The sequence below is a fragment of the Corynebacterium sp. HMSC074C04 genome, from assembly GCF_001838295.1.
Lineage (GTDB): Bacteria > Actinomycetota > Actinomycetes > Mycobacteriales > Mycobacteriaceae > Corynebacterium > Corynebacterium amycolatum.
In genome coordinates, this window is the sequence record NZ_KV836270.1 from 75,799 (window position 1) to 99,119 (window position 23,321).

The window sequence follows — 23,321 nt, forward strand, 5'->3', positions numbered from 1 at the left end:
CACGAGCGATTCTGGGGAGGAACCGACAATTTGGAAAGCAGTACCGGAAAAGTCCTTGGTTGGAACGTTGACCAGGAACATGTAGGGCGACGGATTGGAAACCCGCAGGATGCGGTAGATATCAAAGGCGGAGGCCTGCGTGTCCATCTCGAACCGCTGCGAGAGCACGATCTGGAATGCATCGCCGGCGCGGATGTGGTCCTTGCAACGCTCAATACGATCCATGTGGTCCTCGGCGGCGCGCTGGCGACGAATCACCGGCTCTGGGAAGCTAACTTCCGCCGGACGCAGATCAGAGGTCCCCGACAGCCGCTCCACCATCGCATTGACACGATTACAGGCGGTGTCATACGCCTGATCAATCCGCTCATCCGAGCCGTCCCAGTTGACGGCATTGGAAATCAGCCACAGCACACCCTCGTGGTGGTCAAAAGCAGCCAAATCTTCCACCAGCAGCTGCATGAGCTCCGGAATCTGCAAATCATTGTCAGTGGTATCCGGCAGCTGCGGCTCAATGTAGCGGACAATGTCATGCCCGAAGTAGCCGACGAGACCAGAGGTGAGCTTGGGTACCGAAGCATCGTCGGCAAGCGGGAGTTCCGTGTGCAGCAGCTCCAGCGTGCGACGCAGCGCATCCAGCGGATTTCCGCCCTCTGGCGCGCCCGACGGCGCGTTGCCAATCCAAGTTGCCTCCCCCGCATCATCCACCGTCAGCGCGGCGCGACTGCCGCAACCGATAAACGACCAGCGCGACCACGACTGCCCCACATCGGAGGACTCCAGCAAGAAGGTGCCGGGACGATCGGCTGCGAGCTTGCGGTAGGCCGACAGCGCCGTTTCGCCGTCCGCCAAAACCTTGCGAACCACGGGTACGACCCGATGATGTGCAGCCAGTTCGCGGAAACGCTCACGCGTGGTCATGGTGATACGAGTCATAGCCGCTATTGTGCCACGCACCCCGGATTGCACATCACTTAACCCCGGACTTCACCGGAGTTGGGCGCGCTTGACGACGAAACCCCACCTCGGCAGCCAAGGTTGACCGCCTAGTCCTCGAACACGGGATGCACGTCAAAGCAGCTGTGCGAGCCAGTGTGACATGCGGCGCCGTCCTGCACTACCTGCATCAGCACGGTATCGCCATCACAGTCCAACGCCAGCGATGTCACCGTCTGGAAGTGGCCGCTAGTCAGTCCCTTGATCCAGTACTCCGACCGCGAACGCGACCAGTAGGTGCCGCGCTTGGTGGCGATGGTGTACGCCAGGGCGTGGGAATCCATCCACGCCATCATGAGTACACGGCCTGTAGACTCTTCCTGCACAATAGCGGGAATCAAGCCGTCAGCATTGAACTTGGCGATGTTCGCGATATCTGCTGGGAGCGTGTACTCCCGCGGATCATCTCCTGCACCGTGAGCTGCAGCTCCTGGGGCTAGGTCCGTCACTGACGTACCTCGATTCCTTCACGGGCCATCTCTTCCTTGACCTCAACAATGCTAACCTCGCCGAAGTGGAAAATGGAAGCAGCCAAAACCGCGTTGGCACCGGCGCGCACGGCTGGCGGGAAATGCTCCGCCTTACCCGCACCACCAGAGGCAATCACCGGAACGTCGACGGCAGCGCGGACCTTCTCCAGCAACTCCAGGTCGAAACCATCCTTGGTGCCGTCGCCATCCATGGAGTTCAGCAAAATCTCGCCGACGCCAAGCTCCTCGCCGCGGCGCGCCCACTCGACGGCGTCGATCCCGGCCGAGCGTGAACCACCATGCGTAGTGACCTCGAAGCCCGACGGTTGAGGCGTGCCTCCCTCGGGAACACGGCGGGCATCCACCGACAGGACGACGCACTGTGCGCCGAAACGACGCGACAGCTCGCTGAGCAGTTCCGGACGTGCAATCGCAGCGGTGTTGACACTGACTTTGTCGGCTCCGGCGCGAAGCAGCTGATCGACATCCTCGACGCTGCGCACGCCGCCGCCGACCGTCAGCGGAATGAAGACCTCACTCGCGGTGCGGCGCACCACGTCGAGCATGGTGCCACGGCCATCCTTGGAAGCCGTGACGTCCAGGAATGTCAACTCATCAGCGCCCTCCTCGCCATAGCGGCGGGCCAGCTCGACCGGATCGCCGGCATCGCGGAGATTCTCAAAGTTAACCCCCTTGACGACCCGCCCATTGTTGACATCCAGGCAAGGAATCACGCGTACTGCCAGAGACATAGTTTTTAAGTTCTCCTCGTGTTAGCTCAAAGTTGTGGCTCGACGGTTTGCGCAACCACCCAGCTCGGGGCGTCGCCCAAGTTTTAGCTCCGGAAAGTCTCCGGACGACCCAGTTGGTCAATAATCGACCGCAGCGTGGCATGGACATCTCGAGTTCCCGCTAGCACGCCTACGGAATCATGCCGCCAGGGATTGCCTGCCAAGTCTGTGACCACGCCACCAGCTTCGGAAATCTGCAGTACGCCCGCTGCGTTATCCCATACATGCGGTGAGAAAGTCACCGTGCCGCCGAATGCCCCCATCGCGGTGGAGCCCAAGTCCACTCCGACAGAGCCAGTAATTCGGATCGTCGGATAGCGCTCACCCACCTTTGACAGCAACAGTTGGCGCCACTTACGTGGGAGTGTGCCGTCGGTACTCGCAATGACGGAGCCGAAGGCAATCGAAACCGGGCGACCGGCCTCGGCATCGATGTTGACGCGACGGCCGTTGACAAATGTGCCGCTACCTTTAGCTGAGGTGATACGACGGCGCAGCAGAGGCATGGAGGTAATGCCGACCACCGGCTCCCCCTCATGCATGAGTGTGAGCAGCATGGCACACAGCGGAAAGCCGTTGGAATAGTTCGTGGTGCCGTCAATCGGATCGATGACCCAGGCGGTATGTTCCTCGGGGACTTTGCCACCGAATTCCTCGCCGTAGACGGGCAGGCCAGAATACTGCGTGAGGAGCTGGCGCAGACGACGCTCAATTTCCAGGTCGGTCTCCGTCGCGAAATCCCCGCGCGGCTTCATGACAACCGGGTCCGCGCCCACCTGCTGCGTGAACAGGCCTTCAACCTCATCGAGCGCCGCTTCAGCAATAGCGAGCATCGCCCGCGGTTCCAGGGCATCCATACTTTCTAAGTCCTTCATCCGCCGTCTCAGCCGGGGTGCCGTTTGCTCGTTAACGCTTTCGCTTGACGACGTCTCCCCGGCCCGGCCACGAAAGTGTTCTCTTTAACCGCGAGCTACTGCCAGGGCCTCTTCCAGAGTGAAACGCCCTGCGTAGAGCGCCTTACCCACAATTGCGGAGTCAACACCCTCATCGACCAGCGTGGCAATAGCTGCAATGTCGTCCAGGCTGCTGACACCGCCGGAAGCGACGATTGGAGCATCGGTAGCAGCAGCGACCTCGCGCAGCAGTTCCACATTCGGCCCCTGCAGGGTGCCGTCCTTGGAGACGTCAGTCACCACGAAACGGGATGCACCCTGAGCATCCAGGCGCTCCAGCACCTCCCAGAGGTCACCACCGTCGGAGACCCAGCCGCGGCCGCGCAGGCGCCACTGCCCCTCTTCGTTGAGGACGTCCAGACCAATGGCCACACGGTCGCCGTAGTTGGCGATAACCTCGCGGCACCACTCCGGGTTCTCCAGTGCGGCGGTGCCAATATTGACGCGGGCGCAGCCAGTTGCCAGCGCAGCTTCGAGCGAAGCGTTGTCACGGATACCGCCGGAGAGCTCCACCTTCACGTCGAGCTTGCCCACAACGTCGGCAAGCAGGTCGTAGTTCGAACCGCGACCGAACGCGGCGTCGAGGTCGACCAAGTGGATCCACTCAGCGCCTGCGTTCTGCCAATTCATGGCAGCTTCCAGCGGTGCACCGTAGGAAGTCTCGGTTCCAGCAGCACCCTGAACAAGGCGCACAGCCTGGCCATCGGCTACGTCTACAGCGGGCAGCAGGGTCAAACTCATGGGGGCTCTACTCTCTTCGACTTTTGGGCGTTGTGGCCATAGTCGCCACGACGCTTGTTGCTGGTTATCTCAGTATAGGTGGTCTAAGTGGCGAAATTCCGTCACCTACCAGGTAGTGCGGTTAGGGAAGATACTACCGATTGGGCAACTACAGCGTGTCCACCCAATTCTGCAGCAGCTTCAACCCTGCTTCGCCAGACTTCTCAGGGTGGAACTGCGTGGCCCACAGCGGACCGTTTTCTACGGCTGCGATAAACCGATCGGATTCGTGGGCAGACCACGTCACCAGCGGCGGAGCGATGCGAGAATCCGTATCAAGGTCCCACGTGCGCACACCGTAGGAGTGGACGAAGTAAAAACGCTGATCTTCCAGCCCGTTAAACATCTTTGAGCCTTCCGGCACGTCAACCGTGTTCCAGCCCATGTGCGGCAGAATCGACGCCTCGAGGCGCTCGACAGTACCGGGCCATTCACCACAACCCGGGGTGCCGGTGACAGCTGCGGATGCGTCGGTCTCCGCTGCATGGATGCCGTCGGCGTACTCGACGCCGCGGTCAAAGAGCACCTGCATACCAACGCAGATTCCCATCACCGGCCGACCACCTGCGAGTCGAGAGCCAATCAGGCGCGGCCCTTGCACTCGATGCAAACCCTCCATGCATGCGGCATAGGCACCGACGCCGGGAACGAGGAGACCATCGGCCTCCATCACGGTCTTCGGATCGGCGGTCACAATAACCTCGGCACCCGTGGTGGCCACAGCGCGCTCAGCTGAACGCAAATTACCGGAGCCGTAATCAAGGATGGCAACAGTTGGGGTCTTCGTCGAAGGTGAGACTTGTTCCATAGTTGGACATTTTAAGGCGCTGGGAATCGATGTTTCCCATTTACCCCAAGAAAACTGCCTGGACAGGCAAAAGCGCTGGTATACGCCCACCGAATACTTTGGTAAACTCAAGATTAACAACAGGTTAACTAAGTTATTGATTTATCCCTAATACTCCTGATTATTTTTCACAGAGAGACTCAGACGCTATGACTACCGCATCCGTTCTTAGTAAATCATTTGCCATTGTCCGCGAGGACCTTCACCGGCTCTATGGTGCAGCCTGCGATGCTGCGACTATCGATTCCATCCTCGACGATGTCATTGCAGAGCTATCCAGCTCTGCGAAGGTGACTAACTTCCTCCCCGTCCTCGCCGAACGCGAGGCCACCGAGCGCATCAAGGCCGCGAGCGGATGCAAGGACTTCGCCCCGCGCCAGGAAATTCTCTTTGCCGACAGCCGCGGCTCCGGCCGCAGCCAGATTGCCACTGCTCTGGCTTACCACCTGGCCGGTGACGAAGTCTTTATCCGCACCATCGGCCTGACTCCAGAGGATGGCCTGAATCCGCGCGTCGTCGAAGCTCTTCATGATCGCGGGGTGGACACCTCGCGCCTCACTCAAAAGACGATTACTCCCCGTGTTTCCCACCGCGCCGATGTCGTAGTGCTCATGGGCATCGAGGAGACGCCGGCAGTCCCAGGCGACCGCTACGTGGAATGGGATGTCGCGGATCCGGACAATCTCGCAGACGACGAGCTCCAGTCGCTTATCGACGATATCGAAACCCGCCTGCGGGCTCTCTTCACCGAGATGGACGTCGCCGTCGCGTAAACAGGCACGGCTGATCACACACCGGGGGTTGCATTTATTAACCAAAAAAGAGTGGCTGCGCTAGGACTAGCGCAGCCACTCTTTTTCTAACGTCTCTTTTTATGTAGTTACTTCTTCTTGCGGTCCCGAACCGTCAAGCGCGTCACTGCGTTCTTTGCCGGGCGGGCAACACGCACGGCTGCCTCCGGCGTATGACGCTTCACGGCATCTCCCAGACGACGCAGCGTAGCGCGGGTGTTCTGGTACTCCGCCACGCGGTGCTTTCCGATGATTCGGTCGAGCACCGCACCAATGAGGCCAACTGCCAGCAGAGCTGCTGCAAAGGCAAAGACAGCCGGGTACGGACGGAGCGCAGCCGCAGCTACGGCTCCCAGAACGAACGAGCCGATACCTGTGCCCGAGTCAAAGGACATGTTCCAGAAGGCACTGGCCTCAGCAGTACGGTCACGCGGCAGGCGGGCAAACATCAGCAGCAGAGCCTCATTTTGCACAATGCCGAAGCCCGCGCCGTAGAAAATGGCAGCGACCAACAGCAGCCAGGCCGACAGATCAAAGAGAACCACGCCGGACATCATCAGCAGGCCAATAAAACCACTGATCAATGCCGGAATCAGCAGAATTCCAGCCTCAGACTTACGGTCGGCGTAGATTCCTGCGAAGTAACGGAACACCATCTGCGCGCCACCGAGAACCGATAGAGCCAGACCAGCGACAATTGCACCAGAAACAGCATCAACCTCACGAGCTGCCGGTGCAAGGAAAGCGGAAATACCACCGAAGCCCATAGCAATCGTGCAGATTGCAAGCGCGGGAATGGCCACCAGCTTCCAAGTGGCAACGTGCTCAACTGGGCTCGGCTGCGTTGCTGCAGAGCCAGGAACGGGGTCACCGACATCCTCGTTGCCGCCCTTGCCCTCCTTCGGCGCTGGCTTAATCTTCGGAATGAATAGGGCCATCACCGAGCCAACGAGCGAAATGACGGCACCCAAAATATAAACCGGAGTGTAGGAGCCAGTCTTATCCGCAATGATGAGACCAAGTGGCAGGAAAATAAGCTCGGACAGACCAACGGCCACACCAAGTACACCAGAGGCCTTACCCAGGAATTTCAGGGGCACAAGCTCTGCGATCAATGCGGACTCGGCGACAGTCAACGCGCCGAAGCCCATACCACGCAAAACCGCAATCATGAGAACCAATGCAGCGTCAGTGCCGAAGATGTGCAGAATCGTCGGCAAGCCCAAGAACAGACCTGAAATCAGCATGGTCATGCCGTAGCCAAGATGGCGACACACACGTGGCGTCTGAGTCTGCGTCAGAACTGTGGCAGCCATGAAGACACCGGTGTAGGCACCGGCGAGCGAGGTTCCACCGCCATCGTCAAGAATTGCCTGCGGAATAACAGGCATGAGGAGAGACCAGCCACCGAAGGCGGCCATCACGGCGACTAGCGTAGGTACTAGTCCGGGCGCTTTCCACATGCTGTCCAGTTCGTCTAACTGCCTGCGGTCCATCACCCGGGACGCCATTTACTCCATCACTCCTAACAACCACAAAATCGCGCCGGCGAGAGCGATCACAGATAAAAGCCCGAGAACAATCGTTCCAACCCTTGATCCGGACTTATAGAGTGACCATGTTCCGCCCACCAGCAGACCAGCGACAATGAACAAAAAATAAGTGCTTAGCGTCGATGCGGTAGACACCTGCGCTAGAAGCACGTCTACAGACGTTGTTACCATTAGTCCCTCCAAAACTCCAGCTAAGGAAAAGAATTGGCCTGCCCTTAATAACTACCACGGCTGCCATTATGAGCTCGTTGTCGGTGCTATTTCGACTCGCAATGAACACGCATTAAACCGCCCCACTATTGCCCGTTACCTTGAAGTCATCCCCGATAATGGGAACAGTCGCTGGACCGGGTACGGCTTAATCGCCCTGTAGTTTCAATAAACCGGGGTACCGCCCGGCACCAGAACATTCGATGACAGCTAATAGGGACGCGGCCGGAATCTCCAGGCTTCAATGTAGACGTGGGTGTGCGCCACGAATGTCATGACACCAGCGACTGGCAAATCCACCACGTTTTCCTAGGAGCCATCCATGTCGCAGGATATTCCCATCGACATTCTCCTGGGCCTAGACGTAGGCAAGTCTCAACACCACGCCTACGCCTTAGACAAGGACGGCATAAAGGTTTTCGACAAGACTCTTCCCCAACTCGAATCAGAGTTAGCAGCACTCTTCGAAGACTTTCAGACTCACGGCACAGTCTTAGTTGTTGTTGACTAACCCAACACCATCGGAGCGCTCCCCATTGCGGTTGCCCATCAACACGGTTGCCAGGTCGGCTACTTACCAGGCTTGGCCATGAGAAAAGCTGCAAATCTCTACTCTGGACAGGCGACAACCGACAGTCGCGACGCCTTCATCATCAGCTGACACTGCATGAACAATGCCGCACACCCTACGGGCGGTTGACCGAAACAGTGAAGTACTCGCAGCCCTTAGGATGCTGTCCGGCTTTGACGATGACATTTCTCGTGACTGCACCAGAACCGTCAACCGCTTACGCAGTCTACTCACCCAAATCTACCCCAGTCTGAAGCGTGTTTTCGCTGGCAGCACGCGTACCCACACCCCGACACTGGACTTACTCATCCATTACACAGGTCCGACAGGACTGAAAAAGACTGGTTGTACCCGGGTTCTGGCGTGGTTATCCAAGAGAAGCCGGCACAACCCGGACGTGCTGGTGGACAGCATTTTCGTGGCACTAGCGGCACGAACTGTTACTGTTCCCGGAACCGAGGCAGCCGAACTTGTTATCCCGCAGCTGGCAGCCAACATTAAAGCACTAAAGACCCAACGCGAAACTGTCGTCGGCCAGGTCGACGGCGTGCTGGAGGATATCCCTGCCTCCGAGGTCTTGGATCGAATACGCCGGGAATCGGCATCAAGACCGCAGCACGAGAATCCTGCTTTCCATCGGTGATGGATCCGACTTCGCATCCTCTGGCCACCTGGCCGCCTATGCAGGAATTGCTCCTGTGACACGAAGATCAGGCTCATCAATACGAGGCGAGTTCCCATCCAGAACAGGAAACAAGCGACTGAAAAACGCGCTGTTCTACTGAAGCGTTTACTGCCATTCGAAGCCACGAAACATCCCGAACCTACTACGGGCGCAAAAGAGCAGAAGGCAAACGCCACAATGCGCCCCACTCATGTGCCCAACCAGACGCAGATGCAACGTCATCTACGCCATGTTTAAAAACAAGGAATTCTACCGAGAGACACTTACCAAACAATCAGTAGCAGTTTAGGCCGAGCAGTAATCAGGTCCACCAACACCAGTTGATGGGCCCAATAATCGTGCATACCCCCCCAAAAAAAGAGTTTCACCTAAGAATTCCGATTTAGGCTTGACAAAAACATAGGCTCCCCCCACACACACAAAACTGCACCTCCAAAATTGGGAACTATTTGAAAAGTCAGCACTAGCGCTTCCCCTCGGGGCTAAAGTCTGCGGATATGAGCCCGATGGACAATAAGCCCGAGTACCAGGATCTCCAGTACCAGGACATTGCCTTTGACAGCTACGTCCGGCGCCGCCAGGAATCACTTCAAACTGAGATTCCCCGATCTCAAGACCACTTTGAAATCGAGCCGGCCCACCAAAAGCTCATTAAAACGTCATCGCACTTTTTCTTGTCCACTGTTACCGGCGCTGGCTGGCCCTATGTCCAACACCGCGGTGGACCCGAGGGATTTGTCCATGTACTGAACCCCATGAAGCTGGGTTGGCTCGAATTTCATGGCAATAATCAGTTCGTCAATACCGGAAATGTTGACCGCGATAGTCGAGTCTGTATGTTTTTCATCGACTACGCTACGCGCAAGCGGCTCAAGCTCTTCGGCACAGCACAAGTGATTGAAAAAGCCGACGACCCAAAGCTGATGGATACGCTACGGCAGGTCAACGGCCGAGAAATCCGCAGCCCATATGAGCGCGCGATGGTAGTCGATGTCATTTCGGCTGATAGTAACTGTTCCAAATACATCAAACCTCGCTACACAAAGGAGCAGGTTGATGAGCGCATTGACCTCTACCGCCAGGACATCAAGGATTTGAAGCAGCAGGTAGAGGAATTAAATGCGCAGGTGGAACAGCTACAGGCGCAACTCGGGCGCGCGTAGCCTGCGAAAGCTATAGGGTGCCCTTAGTCGACGGCACACCGTGGACGCGCGGGTCGTCCTCGACGGCAGCACGCAGGGCACGGGCCACAGCCTTGTACTCAGCCTCGGTGATGTGGTGCGGATCGCGCCCGTAGAGACAGCGAACATGCAGCGCAATGCGAGCATTTAGGGCGAAGGACTCAAAGAAGTGCTCATTGATAACCGTTGCGTAGTGGCCACCAATAACGGCAGTCAACATCTGCTCTGGCTCGCCAGTACCAACAAAATACGGACGACCCGACACGTCAACCACTGCGTGCGTCAGAGTTTCATCCATTGGAATGAAGCTGTCACCAAAGCGGCGAATACCGGACTTATCCCCCAGTGCCTGGGCAAACGCCTGCCCCATAACGATGCCGGTGTCCTCCACCGTGTGGTGCGCATCGACCTCGGTGTCACCGTTGGCATGCACAGTCAGGTCGAAGCTGCCGTGGGAGCCGAAAGCGGTCAACATGTGGTCAAAGAACGGCAGACCTGTCGAAATATCGGTCTTGCCGGTGCCATCGAGATTCACCGAGCAGACGATGCTCGATTCACGGGTGGCGCGCTCGATCCGGCCAACGCGCTCAGTGCGCTCTGCCTCCAGATGGTCCTTATCACTGAAGTGCATAAGTCAAATCTCTCCTTGTAGTGGGGTGTACCGGCAGCATTTCGCTTAAGCCAGCGCGGTCGCTGCCAATTTCTTGGCCGCCGCCAGCAGCGCATCATTTTCGCTGGGCAGACCAATAGTGGCACGGAGACGACCGGGCACGCCAACGTCGCGAATGAGTACGCCCTCGTTCAAGAAGCTCTGCCATGCCGACGAGGCGTCGGCGAAACGCCCGAAGAAGACGAAGTTCGAGTACGAGTCAATCACGTCGTAGCCATAGCTGTTCAGGGCGGCTACGACGCGGTCACGCTCGTCGGCAAGCTTTGCGACGGTCGACAGCGTCGCATCCGAGTGGCGAAGTGCAACTGTGGCTGCGGCCTGCGTCAACGTCGACAGGTGATACGGCAGACGTACGAGCATCACAGCATCGATAAACGCTGGGTTAGCAACAAAGTAGCCGAGGCGACCGCCTGCGAAGTCGAAGGCCTTACTCATCGTGCGGGAGACAACCAACTTCGACGGGAACTCAGCCAGCAGCGTTGTCGCCGACGGCTCCTCAGTGAACTCGGCGTAGGCCTCATCGACAATGACGATGCCCGGCGCGGCTTCAATAATACGGCGCAGGTCAGCGAGCGTAGTCAGGTTGCCAGTCGGGTTGTTCGGAGTCGTGATGAAGATGACGTCAGGACGGTGCTCGGCAATTGCCGCGAGCGCACTATCCATGTCGATGTCGAAGGTCTCCGGGTCGCGGTCGATGCCGATGAACTCCGTCTGCGTGCCGGACGAGAGGATCGGGTGCATCGAGTAGCTGGGCACAAACCCCATTGCGCTGCGCCCCGGCCCGCCGAATGCCTGCAGCAGCTGCTGGAGAATCTCGTTGGAGCCGTTGGCAGCCCATACCTGGTCGACGGTGATGTCTACGCCAGTCTGGCGGGTGACATAGTCGGCGAGTGCGCTGCGCAGTGCTACTGCGTCACGGTCCGGGTAGCGGTTGAGGTCAGAGGCGACCTTCTCCACTTGCGCCACTAGGTCGGCGATGAGGTCATCGGATGGCGGGTACGGGTTTTCGTTGGTGTTCAGGCGAACATCGACGTCGAGCTGCGGAGCACCGTAGGCTTCCTCGCCGCGCAGTTCGTCGCGCAGTGGCAGATCTGCCAGCGCCAACTTGGCTACCGACGGCTGTGACTGGTTCTCAGGCTGGTTGCTCATTAGTTGTCGTTCCCCTTTTCTGCGCCATTGCTCTCAGAGCCGAGAAGCGTCTCAAAGCGGGCGCGGATGGCCTCGCCGTGCGCTGGCAGTCGTTCTTCGTTCGCCAGGACTACTACGCTGTCGGCAACTTCCTTCAACGCGGCCTCGTTGTAGTCAATCATGTGGACCGACTTGAGGAAGGTGTGCGTTGACAGACCAGAGGCGTGGCGGGCGGTACCGGAGGTCGGCAACACGTGGTTGGAGCCGGCCGAGTAATCGCCCAGCGGCACCGGCGAGAAGCGACCGATGAAGATTGCGCCAGCGTTGGTAATGCGTTCGGCAACGGCCTGCGCGTTTTCGGTGTGGATCTCCAGGTGCTCAGCGGCGTAGGCGTCTGCAACCTGGATGCCGATATTCATGTCGTCGACAAGCACGATGCCAGACTGCTTGCCGGTGAGCGCCTCACGAACGCGGTCGGCGTTCATGGTGACCTCGTAGCGGTTTTCGACCTCGCGGTCGACAGCGGCGGCGAAATCGGCGTCGTCGGTAATAAGTACGCTGGCGGCCATGATGTCGTGCTCTGCCTGGGAAATCAGGTCGTAGGCGACGGAGACAGGATCAGCGGCGTTATCTGCAAGAATGGCGATTTCGGTCGGGCCAGCTTCGGCGTCGATACCGACGACCGAGCGGCACAGACGTTTAGCGGCGGTAACGAAGATGTTGCCCGGACCGGTGACCATGTCGACCGGCTCGAGGCTCTCATTTTCATCGCCGTATGCGAGCAGTGCGACGGCCTGTGCACCACCGACGGCCCACACCTCGGTCACACCAAGCAGCTTGCAGGCAGCCAGGATGGTCGGGTGCGGCCAGCCGTCGTTGTCGGCCTGTGGCGGAGAGGCGACGACGAGGGACTTCACACCAGCTTCCTGAGCTGGGATGACGTTCATCAATACAGACGACGGGTAGACGGCGTTGCCCCCGGGGACGTAAAGACCGACGCGCGAAACCGGAATCCACTTCTCGCGGACAATGCCGCCGGGAAGAATTTCAACAGTCTTGTCATTCGGCTTCTGAGCAGCGTGGAACGCGCGCACGCGCCCGATGGACTCCTGCAGAGCAGAGCGGACGTCGTCTTCCAGCGCGGCTTCCGCGGCATCGATAACCTCCGCTGGAACGCGCATGGATGCCGGACGAATCCGGTCGAACTTCTCGGAGTACTCCATGGCCGCTTCCACACCACGGGCTGCCACGTCATCGACAACGGGCTTGACCGTGGGAATCATGGAATCAACGTCTGCCGCACCGCGCGGCAACACTCGACGCAGAGTGGCGGTGGGGGGAGTCTGACCGCGAAGATCAATAGTGGACAACATAATTAATTAGTAACCGCCTATTCGCACGATGGATTCATACGTGAGCACTTCAGAGTGACAAAGAAATGACAACAAAGTATTAAAAATCTGGGTCAAAGCCAAAGACTTTATCCACGGTTTTCGCTACTATTCGCCCTTAAAGGCACCCTTGAGTATGAACTAAGCATATATTTCTCACGTTAGGTTCATACCGATTGCCCCATTTAACCCCTCATACTGTGGCGCAAGTTAGCTCCGGCACAGTGACCCATTACAGTGTTAAGGAAAGTAGTAACCAGTCGTAGAAAGGTCAGCTGTTGAACCAGGTAGGAAACAGCCCGGATTTGCCGGAGCTCGTCGCAGCCTACGCAGACGCGACCGCAGCCGACAATTCCCTGGCCACGCGCCAACTGGAATCAGTTTTCGCGCATCATTTCTACAACCCACAACTCTTTTCTGCCCCGGAAGCCCACGGCGTTATCGAACACGTCGGCGCGTTTTACCGCATTGTCCGCGAGGTCACCGAATCGCTCGGCATGATGACAGCTGCGCACGATGCCGCCCTGAACTGGATGGTATGGGCATCCGATAACGACAACGTGCCGGAGTACTGGCGCGCCCGGGCACGGCTGGCGGCAGACGAAGCCCGCCGCTACACCACCTTTATCGCCGATGGTCAAACCTCTGCTGCCGCAGAGACCGAAATCCCCCTCATCGCACGCATGAGCAGGGAAATCACCTCGTACCGGGCACTCGTGCTTGCCGACGATTTGGATGCCCCAACCGGCAGCCACAGCGCGGTGACCACGGATGCGGATGGGCTGCGGCCGCAGGAATCGTCGGCAAGCGAAGAAGCGGATGAGCCGTTTAGCCCCCGCCAGTGGAAGAAGCGGGCGGCACTGACTGACGCGCTGATTCGGATTGCGAGCGCCTTGCGAAAGGTCAACCGCGAGGACTTGGCACGGGAGCTGCACGAGATGATTCGGGCACTGCCGAATGAGGATAAGTTTGAGTCGATTGCGCTGGCGAAGACTCTGACGGAGGCATCACTGCTGCACCGAGCCGGGAAGGTCGTCGACGCAGCGCGACTTTGCGCCTCACAGCTCAATGCAATCGGTAACCGCTCCGTAATCGCGGGCCTTGAGCTGAGGCAGAATTTGGCACGGTACTCGATAGAGACCGGTAATAGCGATACCGCGTTCCGAATGCTGTCGAACAACGTGGCAGTCGCGGACCAGCACAGACTGGACACTGACTATATTCTCGCGGTTCGTGAGATGGCAGACATCAACTTCGAGGTGGCACACAACAAGCCCGATGCCGAGGAGATGCTGAAGCTGACTCAGCGCGCCCAGGACGTGTCGGCAGACTACCCCGACTGTGAAATCACCATGGAAATCGCGCTGCTGAAGGCAACGGCACTGTACGAGCTCGGAGATTTCCGCCACGCCGGCCAGGAAGCGGAGTCGGTTGCAAAGTGGTCTGAGCCTACCCAGGATTCCGCGCGTACTGATTTTTCCTGTGCTATTGCGGCGGAATCGGCAGTCCAAGAGGGAAATACTGAACATGCGGCAGTGCTCTTCGACGCGCTGGCCGATATTCGTGCCGGATACTCGTCACCGATTTCACCTGCGGAAACTCTGATGGATGCCGCACTATCGCTCAGTAACGTGGGCGCCACAAGCGAGCTGACCGACCACCTGATGGAACGCTCGCGTGGCTACGTGGTTGGGTCCTGGGAATCGGCCAAGTGGCACGAGTCGCAGGCGCTGCTGTGCTGGTCGGTATGGGACAACGACGGCGTGTACAAGTACGCCGACGAAGCTGCCGAGCTTTTCTTAGAAGCCCACGCCCCTGCCGATGCCGCCCGCACGCTGACTATCGCAGTGCGTGCTGCTGCTAGTGACAACAATGAGGAACGCGCCCGCCGGTTCGCGACTCGCATCGGCGACCTAGTCGGCCCGGATCACCCGGTGCGCGATGAAGTTCGTGGACTAATGCGTAGCTTTTCAACCCCGGATTAACAGCGCATCCGGCTGTACAGGTCTGAAAAGCAAAGCAGTTTTGCATCTTCCCGATGCCACGGGCGAAGATAGTCCAATGGTCTGGTGGGAAGAAGAAAACTCTGAGTCTGAAATTCAAGTTGGCGATTGGGAAGCCGGCATCGCTGCCGACCACGTGTCAGTGAATTCGGAAAACGCATCAGCGACGGAGAACTCGTCCGACCCCTTGGACTTTCCTCCCCTGCCCAATCCGCTAAAGGCATTGCCGGACTCCCTCCCGGAGCTGCTGGTTATTTCCCGCAAGGCCGGCGCCACGCTCGACCACGTCACCAGTTGGCGCGCGGTCACCAAGTTCGCCCACACGCACTGGTTGGCCGACGCACCTACAAACTCCCCCGATGTCATTGGCGAATTCCACGCACTCAGGCATGCAGTTGCCGACCAACTCGAATTAGTAGAAGAAGCCACTGCTGCACGCGCCGAGTGGCTGCGTTGGGCAACTGAGGCCAACATTCGCCCCGCGATCTTGCACGCACGCTCCTACGGAGCATTCGCCGAGGCTGAGGCCTTCATCGACGCCAACCCCGGTGATGCCATCACCGGCCGTCGCCCCGAGGACTCCGAAATCCCTGAGCTGATCAGTCTTACTAAGGACATCGTCGCCACCACTCCACAGCCCGGCGAGGCCTATTACTACCTGGTCAGCGCGGCTGTTGCCGGCGCCGCAGCATCGCTGGCGCGCCGGGCGGAAATCGCCGGTCAGCTCTCTGAATGGTCCGCACGCTGGGCACCAAAGCGAAGCAGTTTCGACGATCGGAAGCTGTTGGAGGCGCAGCTCGCGCACAGCCGTGGTGAACTGCGCAGGGCCGCCCGCATCGCTGCCAGCGTCGCAGCGGCTCCTCAGTCGGAACCCGTCACCACGACGATTGAAGCGCGCCAATTTCTGGCTTTTCTCTCTCTGGAAGCTGGTGAGGAAGCGGAGGCAATCCGCCAGCTACGCCCAATCGTGCAGGCTGGTCTCGATGCAGGACTCACGGTCGCGGTGCTTCGCAGCGTGCGTCTGCTCTGTGCGCTTCTCAACGCCCACGGCGATTTCGCGGAATCCGCCGAATTTGCCCGCCGCGCGCTCGCCAGCGCCGAGGGCATGCCGGTCAACCCCATCACCATGGATATCCAGCTCGTTTTGGCCCGCAGTCTCCTCGATGCCGACGAGGTTGACGAGGCGCTGCGCTTTGCCGAACCAGTTGCGCACTGGTCAGCATTTACCGCCGATGAAGAACGCACCGACGCGGCGTTTTCTATTGCCTCCACAGCCGCGGGGCTCGGCAATAATCCCGCCGGGCGGCAAAGCTGCTCATCGAGCACGGCGAGCACCTTGAACGCAACGGCGATACCAAGGGCGCTGCCAAGGCCTACCGTCAGGCTGCGCGTTCTATCATTCATGTCATTGACCTGGTCATTTCCGAAGAGGGCTCCGAATTCACCGCCGAGATCGTCTCTGAGGACGCTTCCGCCGCCATTGACCACACGCTCAGCGAGGCTGAGGACCTTCTGCTGCGTTCTCAGAAGCTCATCTCCGACGACTGGTCACTCGCCGACTGGCACGACGATGCCGCCTACGTCTTCTACTCCGCTGGCCGCGACACTTTGGCCATCAACCATGTGGAAGCCGCCGCGAAGGGCTACCTGCAGTCCAGCGATGGCGAGGAAGCCGCCCGCGCGCTGCTGGCGGGGGTTCGCTACCGTCTCGACGCGGGTGATTCCGACGGAGCCGCCGCCTATGCTCGGCGCGTCGAAGAGCTTCTGCCCCGCGACGTGTGGGAAGGCCATCCTGTTCTCGATGCCCTTGACGTCATCATCATTCAGTCGCTTGACGACGAATACTAGCGCCCCGCCCACTTCGGTACTGGCGGTGACACAAAGTAGAGTGTTAGGTCATGACTACTTCTGGTGATTCCGCGACTTCTAGCCCGCAGCAGCTTTTCGACGCCGCCACGGCATTGGCTGAGGAAAACAACCTCTGGGAAGCAGCCCTAACTCTGATGCAGGGGTTCGAGGAACTCGGCGACAAGGCTGATGCCCCGCAGACCGACAGTCTGGGGCGCCCCATCCGTGGCTCTGCACCAAAGCTGATGGACAAGGCCGCGGATTGGTTGGATCTGCTGGATAACCTGGAAAAAGACGGCTTTGAGCCGACCGCGGACACCCCACCGCGCCACTTGCGCTGGGCGATGTGGCACACCTTGAACGGCCAGGCAGAGATTCGTCGAGGACATCAGGGGCGCGCCATTGATCACCTGGAGTTAGCGGCGGGACTTTTCCAGTCCGACAAGCTCAATATCCAGGCCGTGCCTCTGCTTGCACAAATTGCACAGTGCCACCTGCATTTGGGCGATGTCGGTGCTGCGGAGAAGGCGCTTTACCGCGCACAGGAAACCTGTGATGAGCAATCACGGGAGCGCTGGGGGTCGGCACTAAGCGAGATTGGGGCAGAGATCGCCCGTCGCCTGTAGGCGAAGCTACGAGGCGAAACCGGGGCTGATTCAGCTACTGCTCGTCGAAGTCGAGTCCGACATCGAACACCTTGGCCGAGTGGGTCAGCGCGCCCACAGCCAGGTAATCGACACCACAGGACGCGTACTCACGAGCCACATCGATGGTCAGTCCACCAGAGGACTCCAGCTGGGTGGCCGGAGAAATCTGCGAGCGGCGCTGCACCGCGATCTGGGTCTCCCAGACCTCGAAGTTGTCCAGCATGACGATGTCCGGCTTCATCGGCAGGATTTCATCGAGCTGTGCGAGGGTATCGACTTCCACCTCGCACGGCAGCTCCGGATACTGAGCCCGCACCCTCTTCAACGCACCGGACACGGAACCGACGGCCACCACGTGATTGTCCTTAATCAGTGCCTCATCGCCCAATGCATAGCGGTGGTTAATTCCACCACCGCAGGTCACCGCATACTTTTCCAGGTTGCGCAGACCCGGCAGTGTCTTTCGGGAATCGCGCACCCGCGCACCGGTGCCAACGATTGCGTCAGCCCACTGGCGCGTCGCAGTAGCTACACCACTGGCGTGCGTGAGGATATTCAGCATTGTCCGCTCAGCAGTCAGCAACCCCCGAGTCGGCGCAGAAATCGTTGCCAGCACTGTGCCAGGACGCACCAGGGTGCCATCTTCAACGTGCTTTTCGACGGTGAACTCACCCGAGATGACCTCCTGCAGCGTCCACTCCACCGCATCGATAGCCGCGATAACTCCCTCTTGCCGGGCCACCAGGCGGGCGCGTGCCTGCGCAGCTGCCGAGACTGTCGACAGCGAGGTCACATCCGGCCCGAAACTCATGTCTTCCTGCAGCGCCGTCCGAATGAGTCCGCGGGTGATGTTTTCGTTCAGCACCCCGCGCAGAGTGTCCTTCTCAAGAGTCATGGCTAGCTAATCCCCGTCCTTTTCAAACCAAGTGTGGCACCCCAAAGTATATGGTCGTGCCAATGCCGCTTCGACAACTTTCCTTGCGGCTACGACCTGAACCGATTGCGGGAGCCGATCGATAACCGCCAACGCCTGCCGCAAACTCTGCTCATTGCGCGTTACACCAGCACCTTCCTGCATCGCAGTCTGCAACCGGAAAAGCTGGCGCGGTTCCAGTTCTGGCCGTGGCTGCGGCAGACCTTCAACCGCCGCTGCGAATTCCTCGTCCCCGACCGGCACAGCGTGTGTTTCAGCGACTTTTTCGGCCACCCGCTTGCCGACGACCAGTCCTTCCAGCAACGAATTGGAAGCCAACCTGTTGGCGCCGTGCAGCCCCGTCGCGGAGCATTCACCGGCTGCAAAGAGACCCGGCACGCAAGTTGCACCGAATGGGTCGACGGCAATGCCACCACAGGTGTAGTGGACCGCCGGGGCCACGGGAATGAGGTCCTTGGTCGGATCAATCTCCGCTGCGGTCAGGCCCGCTGTGATCGTCGGAAAGCGGACGGCGAAGTTGTCGATGTGACGTGCGTCGAGGAAGACATGGTCCTCGCCGAGCTGGCGCATGCGAGTCGCGATGGCGCGCGAGACGATATCGCGCGGAGCCAGGTCTCCGCGTGGGTCAACGCCGGCCGTCACACTGTTTCCCCGGGAATCGACGAGAATGGCTCCTTCACCACGGACAGCCTCGCTGATGAGATGGCGTCGGCCGGTGCCGTCTGATGCCGAGCGCTCGTCATAGAGCACTGTCGGGTGGAACTGGATAAACTCCATGTCACGAATCTCCGCGCCAGCGTCGGAGGCCATGCCGATAGCCTCACCGCGGGCGCCCGAGGGCGCCGTAGTCGCGCGGTAAATATGCCCGACGCCACCGGTAGCCAGCAGAGTTGCACCTGCGCGAATAGCGCCGCCACCGCGGGGATCCGCTACCAGCGCCCCCAGCACGCGGCCGTCTTTGCCAACGATGAGCTGGCGCGCTGTAGCGTTCTGCAGTACTCGCACGCCGGTAACTGAGGCTTCTAGGGCGCGCTCAATTTCAGCACCAGTGGCGTCACCACCGGCATGAATGATGCGCCGCGCGTGGTGTCCGCCCTCTTTGGTGCGGGAATATACGGCCGGGTTATCCGGCGCCGGGTCAAATGTGCCGCCTAGCCCAATCAGCCACTCGGTCGCCGCAGCGCCGGCACGGATGATAGAAGCCACGGCCCCTTCATCGCAGTGGCCGGCACCGGCATCGATGGTGTCTGCGATATGGGAATCAGTGGTGTCGTCGAACCCATTGGCCACACGGCCGCTGGGGTCGTCGTCAAGCCCGACGACCGCGAGCCCGCCCTGTGCGAGATTCGTGGCGGCATCGGCGAAACGCAGCTGTTTGCGGGCACCGACGCGCCACTCGACGCTGTCGATAACCAGCACGTCGAGGCCGAGCTCAAGGGCCCTACGCGCAGCACTGAGCCCTGCGACTCCCCCGCCGATGACGAGGAAGTCACACGTCAGTGTCCAACTGTCGAATGATGGGCGCAGACCAAACGTGTTACTCGCCCCCGCCTGGATTACCGATGGCGATCATGCGCTCGACCGAGGCGCGCGCCTTGTCGGCGACCTCAGGGGCGACGTCGACCTCATCGGTGCCCTCAACGAGGCAGCGCAGCAGAGCCGCCGGGGTGATGAGCTTCATGTACGAGCAGGAAGCGCGGTCGTTGACTGGCTCAAAGTCGACATCCGGTGCGGCCTTGCGCAGCTGGTGGAGCATGCCCACCTCAGTGGCCACGAGCACCTTGCCGTTGGGCTCGTTCTCCTTCAGCTTCTGCGCCTCGGTCAGCATCTCGCCGGTGGAGAGCATCTGCACGCGCTCCGGCTCAATAGTGCCTTCACCCGCGAGGTAAATCGCAGAGTTCGCGCAACCGCACTCCGGGTGGATGAACAGCTGCGAATCGGCGTTCTCTTCCGCGCGGTGCGCGAGTTCCTCACCGTTGATGTTGGCGTGGACGTGGCACTCACCAGCCCATACCTTGATGTTGTCGCGGCCGGTCTCACGGCGAACGTGTGCGCCGAGGAACTGATCCGGGTTGAACAGGATCTCTTGGTCTTCCGGGATGGACTTGACCACGTCGACGGCGTTGGAGGAAGTACAGCAGATGTCGGTCAGAGCCTTTACGTCTGCCGTGGTGTTGACGTAGCTGACCACCAGTGCGCCGGGATTCTCAGCCTTCCACTCGGCCAGTTCGTCTGCAGTGATGGAGTCCGCCAGGGAGCAGCCGGCGCGCTCGTCCGGAATAAGGACAGTCTTCTCAGGGCTCAGAATTTTGGCGGTTTCCGCCATGAAGTGGACACCACAGAAAACGATGACATCGGCATCGGTTTCCGCAGCGATGCGGGAAAGCCCGAGGGAATCGCCGGTGTAATCGGCAATATCCTGAATCTCCGGCAGCTGGTAGTTGTGCGCAAGAATTACGGCATTGCGTTCGCGGGCGAGGCGCTTAATCTCCTGAGCCCAGCGCTCATCTGCAATTACGCCACCGTAGCGGCCATCTTTATCGACTACCGATTCGTACAGATCCGATTCAAGGCGCGGCAGGCTGGAAGCATTGGCCGCAAGGCTGGTATTCACGGAAAACTACGTCCTTACTTCAATGGGCTGTGGCTACGACCGGAGAAAACGCCGTCACCGTTACCGGCAACGATCCCCGGAGGCATTCGCAGCGGACTCAAACGGGCAAGTGCAAGAGACCTAAGCTCGCCACACAATATCGAAAATGCCCCTAAATCGGGGCGAATACCGGCATCGAGGACGAGCCTATTTCCCAAAATTGTAAGGCTTGTATAAGCCTATTTCCCAATAACTACCCCTGTTCAGTAGGAAGTAGTGCTTTACGACGGCCCCCGCGCAGAACCTCACTGTCTCACTTAGTGACCGAATCTGCGTCCGTAGCATTGTCCGCAGCGCTCTCGTTGCCTTCCGTGAAGTCCGTTTGGAACAACACCCGGGACCACAGTGCGAGCATGGCAACCAGTGGCGCGACCAGCAGTGCTACATAGGTTTTGAAGTCCGGAATCACCGCGAACTTATCGCCCGGCTGCATTCCCGCCAGATCCGGCTGGAGCAATGCCGCAACCGACTGACCGACAAGGTACGTCACTGCTGCGCTCATCAACGCGGAGAAACCTGCCCATCCAATTGCTGTGAGCATCTGTGCAGGGGTCGTGATGGCACGGTTTCGGAAGGTAGTGATTCCCAGCACCAGGCCGCTGAGGGCAGTGACAGCAACAAACCAGAGCAGCCCAATAAAACCAGCGTCAACGGTTTCCTGAATAATCGCTAGTTGGTTATTGGGGAGCATTTGCACTTGCTGCTTGGGTCGCAGAAACGCCCAGGCCACTCCCGTTATCGCTCCCGTTACAACGGAGAAGAGAACAATACCCGAGGCCATTGCCACGCTCTGCTTTTCAACGTGTGGGACTCGGGTATTTTTCATAGTCATAGTTGACAAACTTACCTCACGGCGCGCATCCAGTACTAGCGCGCCTGAACGGCGCACTTGCACAACCAGCACCTTTTATCGCTGCTCTAACATAACGGAGTCTACTTCGCCGTGGCGCGAGCACTTTGCAGTCCAGCCGTCCGGACGCACCTGCACCACCATCCGACGTCCACAGAGCTGGCAGAACCGAGGTGCCTCCAATCCAGCTTTTGCACCATAAGAGCGTTCGCGCACCTCACCAGCTTGGAGGTTGGCGCCGGTAAAAGGATCGAACTTGGGCTCGTCTCCCAGCACCATGGCCTGTAGCAGCTCTGTGGAGTCGACTTTCCTATTCCGCGTCGCGCGCGGGCTAGATGGCCGAGGCTTAGACAGTTGCATTGAGGGCCTTAATTGGAAGTCGTACCTTGCCAAGCATGTCCAGGTCCTGCTCCGCCGGACGGCCCAGCGTGGTCAGGTAATTACCAACAATGACAGCGTTGATACCGCCGAGCAGACCCTTTTCTGCACCCAGGTCTCCCAGGGTGAGCTCACGACCACCAGCAAAACGCAGGATGGTCTTCGGCAGTGCCAAACGGAAGGCACCGATGGCACGCAGTGCATCCTTAGCTGGCATCGGCTCGCGACCGGCGAACGGAGTGCCCGGGCGCGGGTCAAGGAAGTTCATCGGCACCTCGGTCGGGTTGAGCGCCGCCAGGTCCTGAGCAAACTCAGCACGCTGCTCAAGGGTCTCGCCCATACCCAGGATGCCGCCACAGCAGACTTCCATGCCAGCTTCGCCGACCATGCGCAGGGTGTCATGGCGCTCTTCCCAAGTGTGGGTGGTCACGACCTGCGGGAAGTAGCTCTTGGCGGTCTCAAGGTTGTGGTTGTAGCGGTGAATACCAGCCTTGGCCAGGCGATCCACCTGTTCCTGCGTCAGAATGCCCATCGATGCGGCCACATTAATGTCAACCTCTGCCTGAATGGCGGCGACGGCCTGTTCCATCTGGCTGAGCAGTCGCTCATCCGGCCCCTTTACTGCAGCAACGATGCAGAACTCAGTCGCACCAGACTTTGCAGTCTGCTTGGCGGCGTCCACCAGAGCCGGAATATCCAGCCATGCCGAACGCACCGGGGACTCGAACAGACCCGACTGCGAACAGAAGTGGCAATCCTCTGGGCAGCCGCCAGTCTTCAACGAGATAATGCCTTCAACCTCGACCTCTTCGCCGCACCACTTCAAGCGCACCTCATGAGCCAGCGCCAGCAGATTCTCGATGCTGTCGTCGTCGAGGTTGAGAACCGCCAGGGTCTCCTCGTAGTTCAGCCCCTCTCCGCGGGCGAGCACCTTTTCGCGGGCGAGTTCCAAAATGTCCTGCTGCTGTTGAGTCATGGGGGGGCGACACTC

General features: G+C 59.4%; 21 protein-coding genes and 1 pseudogene. 6 read left to right on the plus strand and 16 right to left on the minus strand.

Annotation, left to right across the window (positions count from 1 at the left end):
* From HMPREF3011_RS01585 to hisH, 6 genes are all read right to left on the minus strand, one after another.
* Window positions 1–936: chorismate-binding protein (locus HMPREF3011_RS01585; RefSeq protein WP_210401632.1), on the minus strand; the 936-nt coding region annotated here is incomplete at its 3' end.
* A gap of 110 nt (window positions 937–1,046) precedes the next feature.
* Entirely contained in the window at window positions 1,047–1,445 is a 399-nt protein-coding gene (gene hisI / locus HMPREF3011_RS01590; protein WP_038625714.1) for a phosphoribosyl-AMP cyclohydrolase, read from the minus strand.
* Entirely contained in the window at window positions 1,442–2,218 is a 777-nt protein-coding gene (gene hisF, locus HMPREF3011_RS01595; RefSeq protein ID WP_038625715.1) for an imidazole glycerol phosphate synthase subunit HisF, read from the minus strand. The genes hisI and hisF overlap by 4 nt, the downstream gene beginning before the upstream one ends.
* 83 nt (window positions 2,219–2,301) lie before the next feature.
* The gene (locus tag HMPREF3011_RS01600; protein WP_038625716.1) at window positions 2,302–3,114 is read right to left on the minus strand and encodes an inositol monophosphatase family protein; all 813 of its coding nucleotides are present in this window, start codon (window positions 3,112–3,114) and stop codon (window positions 2,302–2,304) included.
* Window positions 3,115–3,216: 102 nt separating this feature from the next.
* Window positions 3,217–3,951 (minus strand): bifunctional 1-(5-phosphoribosyl)-5-((5-phosphoribosylamino)methylideneamino)imidazole-4-carboxamide isomerase/phosphoribosylanthranilate isomerase PriA, encoded by a 735-nt coding sequence (gene priA, locus HMPREF3011_RS01605; RefSeq protein WP_016422946.1) that lies wholly within the window; start codon window positions 3,949–3,951, stop codon window positions 3,217–3,219.
* A gap of 148 nt (window positions 3,952–4,099) precedes the next feature.
* Window positions 4,100–4,798: an imidazole glycerol phosphate synthase subunit HisH gene (hisH, locus tag HMPREF3011_RS01610; protein WP_070841031.1), complete on the minus strand. Its 699-nt coding sequence runs from the start codon at window positions 4,796–4,798 to the stop codon at window positions 4,100–4,102.
* A 188-nt stretch (window positions 4,799–4,986) separates the two neighbouring features.
* On the opposite strand from hisH, the gene HMPREF3011_RS01615 reads away from it, so the two are divergent.
* Window positions 4,987–5,610 (plus strand): arsenate-mycothiol transferase ArsC, encoded by a 624-nt coding sequence (locus HMPREF3011_RS01615; protein ID WP_070841032.1) that lies wholly within the window; start codon window positions 4,987–4,989, stop codon window positions 5,608–5,610.
* Between the two features lie 107 nt (window positions 5,611–5,717).
* Here HMPREF3011_RS01615 and HMPREF3011_RS01620 read toward each other — a convergent pair whose 3' ends face one another.
* The gene (locus HMPREF3011_RS01620) at window positions 5,718–7,139 is read right to left on the minus strand and encodes an MFS transporter (RefSeq protein WP_070628913.1); all 1,422 of its coding nucleotides are present in this window, start codon (window positions 7,137–7,139) and stop codon (window positions 5,718–5,720) included.
* Between the two features lie 574 nt (window positions 7,140–7,713).
* Between HMPREF3011_RS01620 and HMPREF3011_RS01630 the strand changes: the two are divergent.
* Together HMPREF3011_RS01630 and HMPREF3011_RS01635 are read left to right on the plus strand one after the other, a co-directional pair.
* Window positions 7,714–8,936: pseudogene (locus HMPREF3011_RS01630) on the plus strand (IS110 family transposase).
* A gap of 208 nt (window positions 8,937–9,144) precedes the next feature.
* On the plus strand, window positions 9,145–9,810 hold the full coding sequence (locus tag HMPREF3011_RS01635; RefSeq protein WP_224786579.1) for a pyridoxamine 5'-phosphate oxidase family protein: 666 nt from the start codon (window positions 9,145–9,147) through the stop codon (window positions 9,808–9,810).
* A 10-nt stretch (window positions 9,811–9,820) separates the two neighbouring features.
* Here HMPREF3011_RS01635 and hisB read toward each other — a convergent pair whose 3' ends face one another.
* From hisB to hisD, 3 genes are read right to left on the minus strand one after another with little or no spacing between them, the layout of a single operon-like run.
* The gene (gene hisB, locus HMPREF3011_RS01640) at window positions 9,821–10,459 is read right to left on the minus strand and encodes an imidazoleglycerol-phosphate dehydratase HisB (RefSeq protein ID WP_052155531.1); all 639 of its coding nucleotides are present in this window, start codon (window positions 10,457–10,459) and stop codon (window positions 9,821–9,823) included.
* Window positions 10,460–10,504: 45 nt separating this feature from the next.
* Window positions 10,505–11,647: a histidinol-phosphate transaminase gene (locus tag HMPREF3011_RS01645; protein WP_038625721.1), complete on the minus strand. Its 1,143-nt coding sequence runs from the start codon at window positions 11,645–11,647 to the stop codon at window positions 10,505–10,507.
* Window positions 11,647–12,999, minus strand: a complete 1,353-nt coding sequence (hisD, locus tag HMPREF3011_RS01650; RefSeq protein ID WP_070841033.1) for a histidinol dehydrogenase — start codon at window positions 12,997–12,999, stop codon at window positions 11,647–11,649. Before hisD ends, HMPREF3011_RS01645 begins: the two co-directional genes overlap by 1 nt.
* Before the next feature lie 296 nt (window positions 13,000–13,295).
* Here hisD and HMPREF3011_RS01655 point away from each other — a divergent pair, with 296 nt between their 5' ends.
* From HMPREF3011_RS01655 to HMPREF3011_RS01680, 3 genes are read left to right on the plus strand one after another with little or no spacing between them, the layout of a single operon-like run.
* On the plus strand, window positions 13,296–15,002 hold the full coding sequence (locus HMPREF3011_RS01655; protein ID WP_038625724.1) for a hypothetical protein: 1,707 nt from the start codon (window positions 13,296–13,298) through the stop codon (window positions 15,000–15,002).
* A 40-nt stretch (window positions 15,003–15,042) separates the two neighbouring features.
* Window positions 15,043–16,935: a tetratricopeptide repeat protein gene (locus tag HMPREF3011_RS10885; protein ID WP_246821382.1), complete on the plus strand. Its 1,893-nt coding sequence runs from the start codon at window positions 15,043–15,045 to the stop codon at window positions 16,933–16,935.
* A complete protein-coding gene (locus HMPREF3011_RS01680) occupies window positions 16,919–17,494 on the plus strand; it encodes a hypothetical protein (protein ID WP_048734664.1) in 576 nt (191 codons plus the stop codon). Before HMPREF3011_RS10885 ends, HMPREF3011_RS01680 begins: the two co-directional genes overlap by 17 nt.
* A 34-nt stretch (window positions 17,495–17,528) precedes the next feature.
* On the opposite strand, the gene nadC is transcribed toward HMPREF3011_RS01680, so the two are convergent.
* From nadC to bioB, 6 genes are all read right to left on the minus strand, one after another.
* Entirely contained in the window at window positions 17,529–18,410 is an 882-nt protein-coding gene (nadC, locus tag HMPREF3011_RS01685) for a carboxylating nicotinate-nucleotide diphosphorylase (protein ID WP_048734667.1), read from the minus strand.
* 6 nt (window positions 18,411–18,416) lie between these two features.
* Window positions 18,417–20,006 (minus strand): L-aspartate oxidase, encoded by a 1,590-nt coding sequence (locus tag HMPREF3011_RS01690; protein WP_070841038.1) that lies wholly within the window; start codon window positions 20,004–20,006, stop codon window positions 18,417–18,419.
* Entirely contained in the window at window positions 19,987–21,063 is a 1,077-nt protein-coding gene (gene nadA, locus HMPREF3011_RS01695) for a quinolinate synthase NadA (RefSeq protein ID WP_070438948.1), read from the minus strand. Before nadA ends, HMPREF3011_RS01690 begins: the two co-directional genes overlap by 20 nt.
* Window positions 21,064–21,355: 292 nt before the next feature.
* Entirely contained in the window at window positions 21,356–21,934 is a 579-nt protein-coding gene (locus HMPREF3011_RS01700) for a hypothetical protein (RefSeq protein WP_070438944.1), read from the minus strand.
* A 75-nt stretch (window positions 21,935–22,009) separates the two neighbouring features.
* Window positions 22,010–22,312, minus strand: coding sequence for a biotin synthase auxiliary protein BsaP (locus tag HMPREF3011_RS11310; protein ID WP_070841039.1), 303 nt, complete (start codon window positions 22,310–22,312; stop codon window positions 22,010–22,012).
* Complete coding sequence (gene bioB / locus HMPREF3011_RS01710; protein ID WP_038625737.1) at window positions 22,299–23,306, minus strand: biotin synthase BioB; 1,008 nt, start codon at window positions 23,304–23,306, stop codon at window positions 22,299–22,301. Before bioB ends, HMPREF3011_RS11310 begins: the two co-directional genes overlap by 14 nt.
* Window positions 23,307–23,321: the final 15 nt, after the last annotated feature.